This window comes from Nocardia sp. NPDC004604 (assembly GCF_040609795.1).
Classification (GTDB): Bacteria; Actinomycetota; Actinomycetes; order Mycobacteriales; family Mycobacteriaceae; genus Nocardia.
On the sequence record NZ_JBEXLC010000023.1, the window covers coordinates 40,109 to 55,473 of the forward strand.

Genomic DNA, 15,365 nt, shown 5'->3' on the forward strand with positions numbered 1-15,365 from the left:
AATCGCGTTTCCACTTATTCGGGTGTTGTATCACCGTGGGCAGGTTTCGGCATAGTTGAAAGGTGTAGTACCGAGTGGCTAGGGATCGTCGTTCCGCACGTGGTAGTCGTCGCCGAGTAGGTCTGCTCTTCGGGAACCTACTCGCGGCCGCTGTGGAATCCGCGGCCGATGCCGTCGCCATCCGGTTCGATCCATCGGGCGATCCAGCCGATGATCGGCAGCTGACGTACCGGGAACTCGACGAACTGTCCTCGCGGTTGGCGCGCGAGCTGATCGCACGCGGGGTCGGCGCGGGCGACGTGGTGGCGATCGGGATCACCCGCAGCGTCGAATCGGTGCTGGCCGTATGGGCGATCGCGAAGACCGGCGCGGCGTATGTGCCGGTGGATCCCGGATATCCGTCCGAGCGGATCGCGCACATCCTCGCGGATTCGGGTGCGGTGCTCGGGTTGACCACGACGGCACACCGGCCGGTACTCGGCGCGAGTGTGGACTGGCTCGAACTCGATGATCCGATGCTGGCCGGGCGAATTGGTGAGCGGCCGGGCCACCCGATCTCCTATGCCGACCGGGTGCGTCCGGTCGATCACCGGCACCCCGCATATGTCATCTACACCTCGGGATCGACCGGAAAGCCGAAGGGCGTGGTGGTCACCCATGCCGGTCTCGGTGGGCTGTTGGCCGCGGCGCGGGAAGTCTCCGGGGTGTGTGAGGGTTCGCGGCTCCTGCACGTGTGCTCGCCGAATTTCGACCCCTCGGTGCTCGAACTGCTGCTGGCCTTCTCGTCGGGAGCGACGCTGGTGGTGGCGCCGCCGCACGCATCGGGTGGCCCCGAGTTGACGGAGCTGCTGCGGCGTGAGCGGGTCACCCACGTGATCATCACGCCGGGTGCGCTGGAGTCGGTGGATCCGGCCGGGCTCGACCATCTCGAGATGGTGGCGGTCGGCGGCGAGGCGTGCGGCCCGGAACTGGTGGGACGTTGGGCGCGCGACGGGCGCCGGTTCGTCAACGTATACGGCCCGACGGAAGTGACGGTATGGGCGACCCTGGGGGAGCTGCTGCCGGACGAGCCGATCACGATCGGTACCGCGCTCGCAGGAGTGGGTGCATTCGTGCTGGACGCCCGGTTGCGGCCGGTGCCCGCCGGCGTAACCGGCGAGTTGTACCTGTCGGGAGCGGCGCTGGCCGAGGGATATCTCGGGCGGCCGGGACTGACCGCGGAACGGTTCGTGGCCAGCCCGCTCGAATTGGACACCGGTAATCCCGGGGGGCGTTTGTATCGCACCGGCGACCTGGTGCGACGCAACGGAACCGACGGCACCCTCGAGTACTTGGGCCGGACGGACTTCCAGGTCAAGATCCGTGGTTTCCGTATCGAGCTGGGTGAGATCGACAATGCGCTGAGCGCCCATCCCGATATCGACTATGCCGTGACCGTCGGCAAGACGCTGCCCTCCGGTGCGAAGGTCCTGGTGGCGTACGTGCTGCCGCACGCTGGGAGCAGTGTGGACACCGGCGAACTCGCGACCTTCGTCGGGGAGCGGTTGCCGGAGTACATGGTTCCGGCGGCGATCGTGGTGCTCGACCACCTGCCGCTCACCCCGATCGGCAAGCTGGACCGAAAGGCGCTGCCGGAGCCGGTCTTCGCGGCGAGCGAATTCCGTGCTCCCGTGCGTGAAATCGAAACGATCATCGCCGAGATATTCGCGGCGGTGCTCGGTGTCGAGCGGGTCGGTCTGGACGACTCGTTCTTCGCGCTGGGCGGCGATTCGATCCTGTCGATTCAACTGGTGTCGCGGGCCAAAGCGCGCGGTGTCGTATTCACCGCACGGGATGTCTTCGATCATCGCACCGTCGAGGCATTGGCCGAGATCGCCACGTTCGAGGGTGATTCGCAGCAGCAGCGGTTGGCCGAACTGCCGGGCGGCGGGGTCGGCGAGATCCCGTTGACCCCGTTGCTGGCGGCGACGCTGTCGAATGGCGCGTCGCACCAACGGTTCTCGCAGTCGATGGCGCTCGCGCTGCCCGACGGCATCGATCGCGAAACCTTGGTCGCGACCATCGGGGCGATGTTCGATCACCATGACGTGCTGCGCGCACGGTTGCGCGGTAACGCCTCGGCTGCGGCCGGCACCTCGTGGGTCTTCGAGGCGCTCGAGCGTGGCGCCCTGGACGTCGATGCGCTGGTGGACCGGATCGAGATGCCCGCCGATATCTCCGATGCGGAGCTGTCGCGGCGGGCGAATATCGAATACGACGCGGCGCTGGGTCGGCTCGATCCCGCAAATGCGGTGATGGTGCGGTTCGTCTGGTTCGCCTTCCCGGAGTCCGGGGGCCGTCGGGATGTATTGCTGGTCATCGCGCACCATTTCGTGGTCGACGGTGTGTCCTGGCGGATTCTGATTCCGGATCTGGCAGTGGCGTGGTCGCAGCTGGCGGCCGGGCAGCCGGTGGCGTTGCCCGCCAACGGAACCTCGATGCGGCGGTGGGCGCACGCCCTGCTCGACGCGGCGCAGGATCCGACGCGCGTCGCGGAACTGCCATTCTGGCAACAGGTTTCGGCTACCGCAGAGCCGCTGCTCGGTGCGCGCGCCTTCGATCCGGCGGTGGACACCTTCGCCACTGTCGACCGCGTCCAGGTGACATTGCCCGCAGGGGTGACCGATGCGGTGCTGACCGCGATTCCGAGCCGGTATCGCGGTGGTGTCAACGACGGCCTGCTGTCCGCGCTGGCGCTGGCAGTGCGCAAATGGCGTGGCGAAACCTCCAGTGGCGCCGTACTGGTCAAGTTGGAAGGCCACGGTCGCGAAGAGGGTGTCGTCGCGGGCGCGGATCTGTCCCGCACGCTCGGCTGGTTCACCAGCGCCTATCCGGTGCGGCTGGATCTCGCGGGCGCGGATGTCGCGGCGGCGTTCACGGGCGGAAAAGCCATGGGCGACATCGTGAAATCGGTGAAGGAGCAGCTGCTGGCGATCCCCGACAAGGGAATCGGCTACGGTCTGCTGCGCTACCTGAACCCACAGACCGCCGCTGAGTTGGGCGACGCCGGTCAGATCAGCTTCAACTATTTGGGTCGGATGTCGACGGGGGAGATCCCGGCCCAGCTCAGTGATCTGGGCTGGGTGCCGGTCGCAGATCTGGGGCAGCTGGATGCCGAGATGGATCCGGACATGCCAGCGAACGGCGTGATCGATATCAATGCGATCGTCACCGACGGGCCGGACGGTCCGCAGCTCAGTGCGTCGTTCGCCTTCCCGAGCGGGCTGTTGTCGCGGGAACGGGCACAAGAACTCGCCGATCTGTGGGTCGCCGCGCTGCACGCACTGGCCGAGCATGTGCGGCGCCCGGAGGCCGGTGGCCTGACGCCGTCGGATCTGGCGCTGGTGAGCGTCGGCCAGTCGGATATCGAAGGGTGGGAACGAGATTACCCGGCGCTGACGGATGTGTGGCCGCTGTCGCCGCTGCAGTCGGGCCTGCTTTTCCACGCGCTACTGGCCGAGTCGAGTGTCGATGTCTACACCACTCAGGCGACCGTGGACCTGGGCGGCACGTTGGACGTCGAGCGGCTGCGGGCCGCGGCGCAGGGCATCTTGGACCGCTATCCGAACCTGCGGACCGCATTCGTCACCGGCGTCGACGGTCACCCCGTGCAGGTGGTGCTGGACCGGGTCGAGGTGCCATGGCGTGCGGTGGATCTGACGCACCTGCCCGAGTCCGAGCGGCTGCCGGAGCTGCGGCGGCTGGTCGTGCAGGAGCGTGAAACCCGCTTCGACATGTCGGTGGCACCACTGCTGCGGTTCACCCTGTACCGCACCGAGCAGTGGCATCTGGTGATCACCACCCACCACATCCTGCTCGACGGCTGGTCGATGCCGCTGCTGATGCGAGATGTGCTGGTGCTCTATGCGACTCGGGGGGACCAGTCCGCGCTGCCGCGGGTGCCCTCCTACCGCACCTTCCTGAGCTGGCTGGCCGGTCGGGATCGGGAGGCGTCGCTGCGGGCGTGGGCGCAGGCGCTGTCCGGCGTGGACGAGCCGACTCGGCTGGCGCCACCCCCGCGCGCGACCGAACGCCACGAGATCGGCAAGGTGATCACCGAGATCGACGCCGAGCGCACCCGCCGGATCGCCGAGCAGGCCGCCGAACTCGGCGTCACCGTGAACACCCTGATGCAGGCGGCGTTGGGCATTCTGCTCGGGCGGCTCACCGGCCGCGACGATGTGGTGTTCGGCACCACGGTCTCCGGCCGTCCGGCCGAACTGTCCGGCGTGGAGTCGATGGTCGGCTTGTTCATCAACACGCTGCCGGTGCGCGTACGGGTCGATGGCGGGCTGGCGGTCGGCGAGTTCCTGCGGTCCGTGCAGCGCGAGCAGGCCGGTCTGCTCGACCACCACCATGTGGGTCTCACCGACATCCAGCGGATCGCCGGGGCCGGAGCGCAATTCGACACCCTCTTGGTATTCGAGTCGTACCCGATCGACCGGGACGCGATCGCCGCCGCCGATTCCGTCGACGGTATGTCGGTGACCGGTGTCGGTTTGCAGGACGATACGCATTATCCGTTGACACTGCTGGTGACCGCGGCCTCGACGCTCGAACTGACGTGGAAGTATTTGGGCGATCGGTTCACCGCCGACGAGGTGGAATCCCTTGCCGCACGACTGATCCGGGTGCTCGAGGCGCTGCTCGGCGATTCCGCTGCTCGGACCGGCGATATCGACATCATGCTGACCGGCGCCGAACGGGATCGAATCCTGCTGGACTGGAACGATACCCGGCATCCGGTCGAACCGGAGCCGCTCCTGGACGGCTACCGCCGTGCGGTGCGGGCGCATCCGGATCGGGTCGCCGTGGTCTACGAGGGCCGCGAGCTGACGTACCGGGACCTCGATGAGCACGTCAATAGACTTGCGCGCCTGCTGATTTCGCGCGGTGTCGGTGCCGAGTCGCTGGTCGGGCTCGCGGTCCGGCGTTCGCTGGAATCGGTCATCGGTATCTATGCGATCGGCACTGTCGGTGCCGCGTACGTACCGCTGGATCCGGATCATCCGGCCGAGCGCATCGGGCACATCCTGAGCAGCGCCGAGCTGGCCTGCGTGGTCACCACGACCGCGGATGCCGTACCGGTGCCGGACGGGCTCGCGGTGCTGAACCTCGACACCGAGGAGCTGGACGGATTCGACGGTGCCCCGGTGCGTGCCGAGGAACTGCTGCGACCGGTCCATCCGGACAACGCGGCGTACGTGATCTTCACCTCGGGCTCCACCGGACGCCCGAAGGGGGTCGCGGTGTCGCACGGCGCGATCCACAACCAGATCACCTGGATGCGCACCGAGTACCGATTGGGCAGCGACGACGTCTACTTCCAGAAGACCGCCGCCACCTTCGATGTCTCGCTGTGGGGCTATTACCTCCCGCTGCGGGTGGGTGCCAAACTCGTGATAGCCACCCACGACGGCCACCGGGACCCGGTCTACCTCGCGGAAACCATTGCGGCACAGCGAGTTACCGTCACCGACTTCGTCCCATCGATGCTATCGGTATTCGCGGCGCACACGCGTGCGGGCGCCATCTCGACGCTGCAGACGCTGTTCGTCGCCGGTGAAGCGCTGCCGCCGGAGACCGTGCTCGCGCTGCGGGCGGTCTCCGATGCCGCGGTGCACAATCTCTACGGACCGACCGAGGCCGCGGTCTCGGTTACCAGCTGGCCTGCCTCTGGTACCGAGCGCACGGGTGTGCCGATCGGCGCACCGGCGTGGAACACCCGTGTCTACGTGCTGGATTCGCGATTGCGGCCGGTGCCAGCCGGTGTTACCGGCGAACTCTATCTGGCCGGTGACCAGCTGGCCCGCGGCTATGTTGCGCGTCCCGACCTGACCGCGGAGCGGTTCGTGGCCAACCCGTTCGGATCCGGCGAGCGGATGTACCGGACCGGTGACCTGGTGGTGTGGCGTGCGCTCGACGGTCAGCAGGGCGGTGCACTCGAGTACCGGGGCCGCAGCGACTTCCAGGTCAAATTCCGGGGTCTGCGCATCGAACTCGGCGATATCGAATCGGCGTTGCTCGCCCAGCCTTCGGTTAGTCAGTCCGCGGTGCTGGTGCTGCCGTCGGAGCCCGGTGATCAGCTGGTGGCCTATGCGGTGCCCGCGCCGGGCGCCTCGATCGATACGGCGCGGTTGCGCTCGGCGCTGGCGGAAACGCTGCCCGGGTATATGGTTCCGGCCACGGTCGTGGAGTTGGCCGAGTTCCCGCTCAATACCAGCGGCAAGCTGGACCGCAAGGCATTGCCGCGGCCGAGCTTTGCCAGCCGGGACTTCCGTGCACCGTCCACCCCGATCGAGCAGGTCGTGGCCGGGGTGTTCGCCGACGTACTCGGCTTGGAGCGGGTGGGTGCCGATGACGACTTCTTCGCCCTCGGTGGCAACTCACTGATCGCCACCCAGGTGGTGGCCCGGCTGAGTGCGGCGCTGGATGCGCGGGTGCCGGTGCGGGTGCTGTTCGACGCACCGGTGGTCGCGGCACTGGCCGCGGCCATCGCGCCGGGCTCCGGTGCCGGTGCGGATCGCCCGCCGTTGACTCGGACCACCCGACCGGAGGTGCTGCCGCTGTCGCTGGCGCAGTACCGCATGTGGGTGCTCAACCAGGTCGACACCGAATCCCCTTCCTACAACCTGCCATTCGCGATCCGGCTGACCGGTGACCTCGACGTACCCGCACTGGGGCAGGCCGTCGCGGATGTGCTGGAGCGCCACGAGGCGCTGCGTACGAGGTTCCCGGTACACGCTCCGGACGGGCTGCCGCGCCAGGAGATCCTGTCGGTGACCGAAACGCTGCCCGGTGGGCTGCCGGTCGAGGCGGCCACCGCCGGCGATCACCAGCGGGTCGCCGAGCTGTTGTCCGCGGGATTCGACGTCACCGAACATCCGCCCGTGCGGATCCAGCTGTTCTCCGACCCGAGCGCAGACGAACATCTGCTGGTCCTGGTCGTGCACCACATTTCGGCGGACGGCGTATCGCTGGCGCCGCTGGCGCGGGATCTGGCGACCGCCTATCTGGCGCGCGCCGCGGGCACCGCGCCCGGCTGGGCGCCGCTGGCGGTGCAGTACGCCGACTTCGCGCTCTGGCAGCACACGGTTGTCGGCACCGACGACGATGAGAACTCCATCGCCGCACAGCAATTGGCGTACTGGCGCGGGCAGCTGGCCGGTGTCTCGGAGGCGGCGCAGCTGCCGCCGGATCACCCGCGTCCGGCGCGGCCGTCGATGCGCGGCGCGTCGAGCAGTACGGTCGTGTCCCCAGATATTCACGCGGGGCTGGATCGAATTGCGCGCGAGCGCAATTCATCACTGTTCATGGTCGTCCATGCCGCATTGGCCACGCTGCTGGCCCGGCTCTCCGGCGGTGCCGATATCGCGATCGGCACGCCGATCGCCGGTCGTGGTGCGGCCGCCCTGGACGATCTGGTCGGCATGTTCGTCAATACCCTGACGCTGCGCACCGATATCGACCGTGCCGCCACCTTCGCGTCCCTGGTCGAACAGGTCCGCGAGACCGACCTGTCCGCCTTCGCCAACGCCGATATCCCCTTCGAGCGGGTGGTCGAGGTGGTGGCACCCGCGCGCGACGGCGCGCACAATCCGCTGTTCCAGGTGATGCTGTCGTTCCAGAACACCGAGCAGCCAGCGCTCGAACTGCCCGGACTGACGGTCTCCGCACTGGAGATCGGCGAGGTCGTCGCGAAATTCGACCTGCAGGTGATCGTCGAGCCGCGCCGCCGCGCCGATGGGGTGCCGGACGAGCTGGCTGTCGTATTCACCTATGCGACAGACCTTTTCGACGAAGCGACGATTCAGGGGCTCGTTCGGCGGTTCGAGCGGATGCTCGCCGCGGTCGCCGCCGATCCGCGCGCGATCATCGGTGATATCGACCTCCTCGACGACGGCGAACGCGAACGGGCATTGACCGCGCCGGTCCGATCCGTCGGGACGGACACGGCCGAGCAGGCACCTGTCACATTGCTGCCGCAGCTGTTGACCGAGGCCGTGGAAAGCAATCCGGACGGTGTCGCGGTCGTCTTCGCCGATGCCGTCGAGCGGCTGGCCGAAGTGGACTATGTCGACCTCGACGAGCGCTCGACCCGGCTGGCCCGGCTGCTGATCGAGCGCGGTATCGGCCCGGAGGATCTGGTCGCGGTCGGCATTCCGCGGTCACCGGAGTCGGTGCTCGCGGTATGGGCGGTCGCCAAGACCGGAGCCGGATTCGTGCCGGTCGACCCCAACTATCCCGCCGAGCGGGTCCGGCACATGGTCACGGATTCGCGTGCAGTGCTCGGACTTACGGTCGCGGCGGTCGGCGCCGAGCTACCCGCCGAGGTGGCCTGGCTCGCCATCGATGCCGATGATATCGATGCGCGCCTCGACAACTACTGCGCCGAACCGATCACCGACGCGGATCGAGCGCGCCCGTTGCGCGCCGAACATCCGGCCTATGTCATCTACACCTCCGGATCGACCGGCAAGCCCAAGGGCGTGGTCGTCACACAGGCCGGACTGTCGAGCTTCTGCGACGAACAGCGCGAGCGCTACCGGGTCACGTCCAGTTCGCGCACACTGCATTTCGCCTCGCCATCGTTCGACGCTTCGGTGTTGGAGCTGCTGCTGGCGATCGGCGGGGGCGCGACCATGGTGGTGGTATCGCCGAGCGTCTACGGCGGTGCGGAATTGGCCGCGCTGCTGCGCCGGGAGCGGGTGACGCATGCCTTCATCACTCCCGCGGCGCTGGCGTCGGTCGACCCGACCGGCCTGGACAAACTTCGCGTGGTGATCGCCGGTGGCGAGGCATGTCCGCCGGAGTTGGTGCGGCGCTGGACCATTGCGATCGCCGGGCGGCGCACCCGCGAGTTCTACAACGGGTACGGGCCGACCGAGACCACGATCATGACCAATATCAGCGCGCCGCTGGTACCGGGGCAGACCGTCACCATCGGCGGGCCGATCCGCGCGATTACCGAGTACGTGCTGGATGAGCGTTTGTCTCCGGTGCCGGACCGCGCCGTCGGCGAGCTCTACATCACCGGGGCGCAGCTGGCCCGCGGATATCACGAGCGTCCCGCGCTGACCGCGGCCCGGTTCGTGGCGAATCCGTTCTATCTCGGCGGAGCCAGGCTGTACCGGACCGGCGATCTGGTTCGGCGGACGGCCGACGGTGCGCTGGAGTATCTGGGCCGCAATGATTTCCAGGTCAAGGTCCGCGGTTTCCGGATCGAACTCGGCGAGATCGATGCCGTGCTGACGGCTCACGACACCGTCGATTTCGCGGTCACCATCGGTCACGAAATCGCCAGCGGTGCAACCATTCTCGTCTCCTATGTGCACGCCGCCAGCGGTGCGGTGGCCGATGCCGACGAACTCACCGCGTTTGCCGCCGATAGCCTGCCCGCGCATATGGTGCCCACCACCGTCATGGTGCTCGACGAGATCCCGCTGACCCCGGTCGGCAAACTCGACCGCGCCGCCTTGCCCGCGCCGATACTGCGGGCGCGGGAATATCGCGCGCCATCCGGACCGCTGGAGGAGTTGGTCGCGGGCATCTTCACCGAATTGCTCCGTCCCGCAACACCGGTCGGCGCAGATGACGACTTCTTCGAACTGGGCGGCAGCTCGCTGACCGCCACCCGGCTGGTGGCGCGGTTGGGCGCCGCGATCGATACCCGAGTCCCGGTGCGGCTGCTGTTCGAGGCATCGACAGTGGCCGCGCTCGCGGCCCGACTGCACGAGAATTCGGCCGGGGGCGGCCGTCCCGCGCCGACCGCCGGTCCACGGCCGGAGCGGATCCCGTTGTCACTGGCCCAGCAGGGCATGTGGTTCCTCAACCGCCTCGATACCGCCTCGGTGGCCTACAACGTGCCGATGGCGGTGCGTTTGACCGGCGCCCTCGATATCGCGGCACTGCAGGAGGCGGTCGGGGATCTGGTCACCCGCCACGAGATCCTGCGCACGGTGTACCCGTACACCGAGGCGGGCCCGGAGGACGCCAACCCGGTTCCGGTGCAGGTGATCCTGCCCGCAATGCAGGCGATACCGCGGGTGCGGATCGAGGCCGTCGACCCCGCCGAGGTGGCGAACGCGGTTGCGGATCTGGCGAGGACGGTCTTCGACCTCACCACCGAGGTGCCCATCCGACTCGCCCTGTTCGATCTCGGCGATGCGGCGCACCCGGATTCCCTCGATGCGCCGGACTCCTCGCGAGGGCGCGAGTACGTGCTGGCGATGGTGGTGCATCACATCGCCGCCGACGGCTCGTCACTCGGCCCGCTGGTCCGGGATCTGATGACCGCGTATGTGGCACGCTCCGCCGCGGTGGCACCGGCGTGGGCGCCGCTGGCGGTGCAGTACGCCGACTACAGCATCTGGCAGCGCGAGGTGCTCGGCACCGAGGATGATCCGGATTCGGTGGCGGCCCAGCAGATCGCCCACTGGCGACAGGAGTTGGCTGGTCTGCCCGATCAGCTCGACCTGCCATCGGATCGGCCGCGTCCGCTGATCCGGTCCGTCGCCGGTGGCCAGGTGTCGGTCCGCATCGACGCCGAAACCCATAGTGCGCTGGCCGAATTGGCACGGGCCGAGGGCGCGACATTGTTCATGGTCGTGCACACGGCACTCGCGGTGCTGCTGGCGCGATTGTCGGCGACCGACGATATCGCCATCGGCTCGCCGGTCGCCGGGCGTGGCGATGCGGTGCTCGACGACCTGATCGGCATGTTCATCAACACCGTGGTGTTCCGCACCCGATACGACGTGGGCGCGACCTTCACCGAACTGCTCGCGCGTCAGCGCGAAACCGATCTGCAGGCCTTCACGAACGCGGACGTGCCGTTCGAACGGCTGGTCAATGTGTTGAATCCGGTGCGGTCGAGCACCCGGCACCCGCTGTATCAGGTGGCGCTGTCGTTCCAGAATATGGAATTGGTGGCACTGGAGTTGCCGGGACTCGCGATCACGACCCTGGATATCGGCAGCGAGATATCGCAGTTCGATCTGCACTGGATGATCGGCGACACCTACGACGCCGCGGGCACACCGACCGGGATCGGCGGCGTGGTCACCTACGCCACCGATATGTTCGACCAGCCCACCGTGCAGGATTTCGTGGACCGGTTCACCCGTCTGCTGTCGGTGATCGCGCGTGATCGGCGTGCCGTCCTCGGTGATATCGAAGTGATCGATACGGCCGAACGCGCACAGTTGCTGTCGGATGCGGTCGAGACCATGCATCCGGTATCGGGCGATGTCCTGCTGAGCGGCTACCGCCACGCCGTCACCGCGGCACCGGAGGCGGTTGCCATCGTGCACGACGCGACGGCGTGGACCTATCGGGAATTCGATGAGCGCGTCAACCGCCTGGCCCGGTATCTGATCGGGCAGGGCATCGGTCCCGAATCCGTAGTGGCGCTTGCGATGCCGCGTTCGCCGGAACTGGTGGTCGCGATGTACGCAGTGCTGAGCGCGGGCGGCGCGTATCTGCCGCTGGACCGTGACCATCCGGCCGACCGGATCGCGTATGTGCTGCGCACGGCCGAGCCCGTGTGCGTGCTGACGATGACCGACCATCCGGTGCCGGTTTCCGGGCCGCCGGTCATCGATATCGATGCCCTCGAGCTGTCGGCATATTCGGCCGACCCGGTCACCGCCGGTGAACTGCGCGCGCCGCTGCACCCGGACCACCCGGCGTATGTGCTGTTCACCTCGGGGTCGACCGGTAGACCCAAGGGCGTGCTGGTGTCCCACCGCGCGATCACCAACCAGATCGAATGGATGGTGGCGGAGTACGCGTTCCGGCCCGACGACGTCTACCTGCAGAAGACCGCGACCACGTTCGATGTATCGCTGTGGGGTTTCTTCGTACCGCTGTGGGTGGGCGCGCGGCTGGTGCTCGCCGCGCCGGACGGCCAGCGCGATCCGGGGTATATCGCCGACCTGATCAGCACCCATCGGGTGACGGTCACCGATTTCGTTCCGTCCGTGCTGCAGGTATTCCTGGCCGCGGCCGGGACCGAGCAGTTGGCGTCGCTGCGCGAGGTATTCGTCATCGGTGAGGCCCTGCCACCGGGCACCGTCGCCGATTTCGCCGCGCTGTCGGATGCCGGGCTGCACAACCTGTACGGCCCCACCGAGGCGGCGGTCTCGGTGACATATCGGCCCGCGTCCACCAGCGACCGGACGACGGTGCCGATCGGCGTGGCGCTGTGGAATACCCGCACCTACGTCCTGGATTCCCGGTTGCATCTGACGCCAGCCGGTGTGGTCGGCGAATTGTATTTGGCGGGAACCCAATTGGCGCGCGGCTACCTGCGGCGCGCGGATTTGACCGCGGACCGGTTCGTCGCCGATCCGTACGGGCCGTCGGGCGCCCGGATGTACCGGACCGGTGATCTGGTGCGCCGCCGCGCCGACGGCGTACTGGAGTACCTGGGCCGCACCGACTTCCAGGCGAAGATTCGCGGACACCGGATCGAGCTGGGGGAGATCGAGGCCGCGTTGCTGGCCGAGCCGTCCGTCGCCCAGGCCGTGGTCGTGGTGGCGGCATCGGATATCGGGGATCAGCTGGTCGCCTACGTGGTACCGGCGACCGAACTCGCGGCCGATGCCCTGCGCGAGGCGCTGGCACAGGTGCTGCCGTCCTATATGGTGCCCTCGGTGATCATGGGGCTGGAATCCTTCCCGATGAACGCCAGCGGGAAGCTCGATCGTGCCGCGCTGCCGCGGCCGGTCTTCCGAGCCCGCGATTACCTCGCACCGGAGACCAGCACCGAGCGGGCCGTCGCCGCGGCATACGCCGAGGTGCTCGGTGTGGCCCGGATCGGTGCCGAGGACGATTTCTTCGAACTCGGCGGCACCTCGCTGCTGGCCTTCACACTGCAGCGCGCGCTGGCCGCCCGGCTCGGCATCGACGTGCCGATGGCGGCGCTGTTCACCACGCCGACGGTGCGCGGCTTGGCCGCCCGCATCGACAATCCGGACGAGCCCGCGGCCGTGCTCACACCCGATGACGGCGCGACGATCGACACCGATATCGTGCTCGGACCGGAGATCAGTGCCGAGGGTGTCGCACCCATGCTCGCGGCGGCCCCACGGGACCTGCTGCTCACCGGTGCGACCGGATTCGTCGGCGCACACCTGCTGCGGGAGTTGCTGGCCAGCACGCCGGTACGCGTCTGGTGCCTGGTGCGCGGCGACGATGACGAGCGGGCATACAAGCGGATCTGCGACGCCTTGCAGAAGTACCGGATCTGGGATGACTCCTATCAGTCCCGAATCGTCGCTGTCGCAGGCGATCTGGCCGCGCCCCGCCTCGGGCTCGACCAGGCCGGTTACGCGCGGCTGGCCGAACGGATCGATGCGATCTACCACAACGGAGCTCGCGTCAACCATATCGAGCCCTATGTGCGACTGCGCGCGGCGAACGTCTCGGGTACCCGCGAGGTGCTCGGCCTGGCGACCACCGGCCGGATCAAGCCCGTGCATTTCGTCTCTACCATCAATACCGTGATTCCGGCCGCCACCGCACCGGATTTCATCGGCCGGGAGAATGCGGAGCTGAGCATCGGCGAGGTGTCCGAGAACGGATATGTGGCCAGCAAATGGGTTGCCGAGCAATTGGTTCGGCAGGCGGGCTCACGCGGTGTGCCGGTGAGCATCTACCGTCCCGGCATCGTATGCGGCGATCCGCGGCTGGGTGTGAACAGCGTCGACGACTCGTTCTGGAATATGATCCGGGCGGCCGCCATCCTCGGGCTCGCCCCCGACACCGCCGACGCCGCGATGTCGCTGGTACCGGTCAATTACGTGGTGTCGGCCATTGTGACGCTGGCCGACCGACCCGCGATCGGCGCGGCGTACCACCTGGTGAACTCGCGGCCGGTGGTAGTTCGCGACATCTTCGAAGCCATTCGCAGACATGGGATTCCGATCGCGATCGCCTCGATCGAGGAGATCGCGACGAAGCTGGCCGAACAAGCCGCGGCGCGTGATGCGGCGGGCGATGACTCCCTGGTGCGCGCCGCATTGGTCAGCGGTAACTACGGCGGGGTTTCGGCCCCGGTCGACGACACCCATACCCGTACCGAACTCGCCAAACAGCACATCCACTGCCCGACCATCGATGCTGCCGCGCTCGACGCCTACGTCAGATCCTTCATCGACTCGGGCTTCTTCCCGGTTCCGAGCGATGACGGCCTACCGGAGGACCTCGTCGAATCCCGATGAGGCAGTGTGTGACGCAGCATCATTCATCTCAGTCCGAAAGGAAAAGCATGACCGCCGAAGCACAGTCCCGTCCCGCCGCCGCCTCGGGCACCTTCGCCCTCGGCGGTGACCTACCGGTCCAGCGCCTGGGCTACGGCGCCATGCAGATCACCGGCCCCGGCGTCTGGGGCGAGCCGAAGGATCCGGATGAGGCCGTACGCGTGCTGCGCCGCGCCGTTGAACTCGGCATCACCTTCATCGACACCGCGGATTCCTATGGTCCGTTCGTCAGCGAATCCCTCATCCGCCAGGCGCTGCACCCGTATCCCGACGATCTGGTGATCGCCACCAAAGCCGGGCTGACCCGGCCGGGTCCCGGCGACTGGCGTTCGGTTGGACGGCCCGAATATCTACGCCAACAGCTCGAACTGAGCCTGCGCCATCTCGGCGTCGATCGCATCGATCTGTTTCAGCTGCACCGGATCGACCCGAAGGTGCCCCTCGCCGACCAAATCGGCGAGCTGGCATTGCTGCAGCAAGAGGGCAAGATCCGGCATATCGGCGTCTCCGAGGTGTCCGTCGCAGGGCTGAAGCAGGCCCGCAAGATCGCCGATATCGTCTCGGTACAGAATCAGTACAACCTCGTCAACCGCAGCGCGGAGGACGTACTCGAATACGCCGAGGCGAACAACATCGCCTTCATCCCATGGTTCCCCATGGCCACCGGCGAGCTTGCACGGCCCGGCGGTCCACTGGACAGCCTCGCGCGCACCGACGCCAGCCCGTCCCAGCTCGCGCTGGCCTGGCTGCTGCGGCGCTCGCCGGTCATCCTGCCCATTCCGGGCACCTCGCGTGTAGCGCATCTGGAGGAGAACACCGCCGCCGCCACCATCACGCTCACCGATGACGAATTCGCCGCACTGTCGGCGGTGAGCACTGCCGCACCGGGCGGCACCGGTGGTTGGCGTTCGCTGCTGCCGAAATTGTCCCGCGGCTGACGAACGCGGTCCCCAGTCGAACACGGCTGGGGATCCCGTCAGTGGACCGCCAAGGCCGACAGCCGATTTCAGTTCCGCTCAACGTGATGGCAGAGTGCAGCAAATCGGATCGACGAGAGCAACA

Annotated in this window: 2 protein-coding genes; both read left to right on the forward strand. The window is 67.6% G+C overall.

What is annotated here, in order from left to right; translation table 11 throughout:
* The first annotated feature begins 74 nt into the window (after nt 1–74).
* Complete coding sequence (locus tag ABZW16_RS11405; RefSeq protein WP_354954722.1) at nt 75–14,264, forward strand: amino acid adenylation domain-containing protein; 14,190 nt, start codon at nt 75–77, stop codon at nt 14,262–14,264.
* 47 nt (nt 14,265–14,311) lie between these two features.
* A complete protein-coding gene (locus ABZW16_RS11410) occupies nt 14,312–15,241 on the forward strand; it encodes an aldo/keto reductase (RefSeq protein ID WP_354954724.1) in 930 nt (309 codons plus the stop codon).
* Nucleotides 15,242–15,365: the final 124 nt, after the last annotated feature.

Coding starts and splice junctions, on each gene's coding strand:
- ABZW16_RS11410 (WP_354954724.1), top strand. CDS start 14,312: ATGACCGCCGAAGCACAGTCCCGTCCCGCCGCCGCCTCGGGCACCTTC.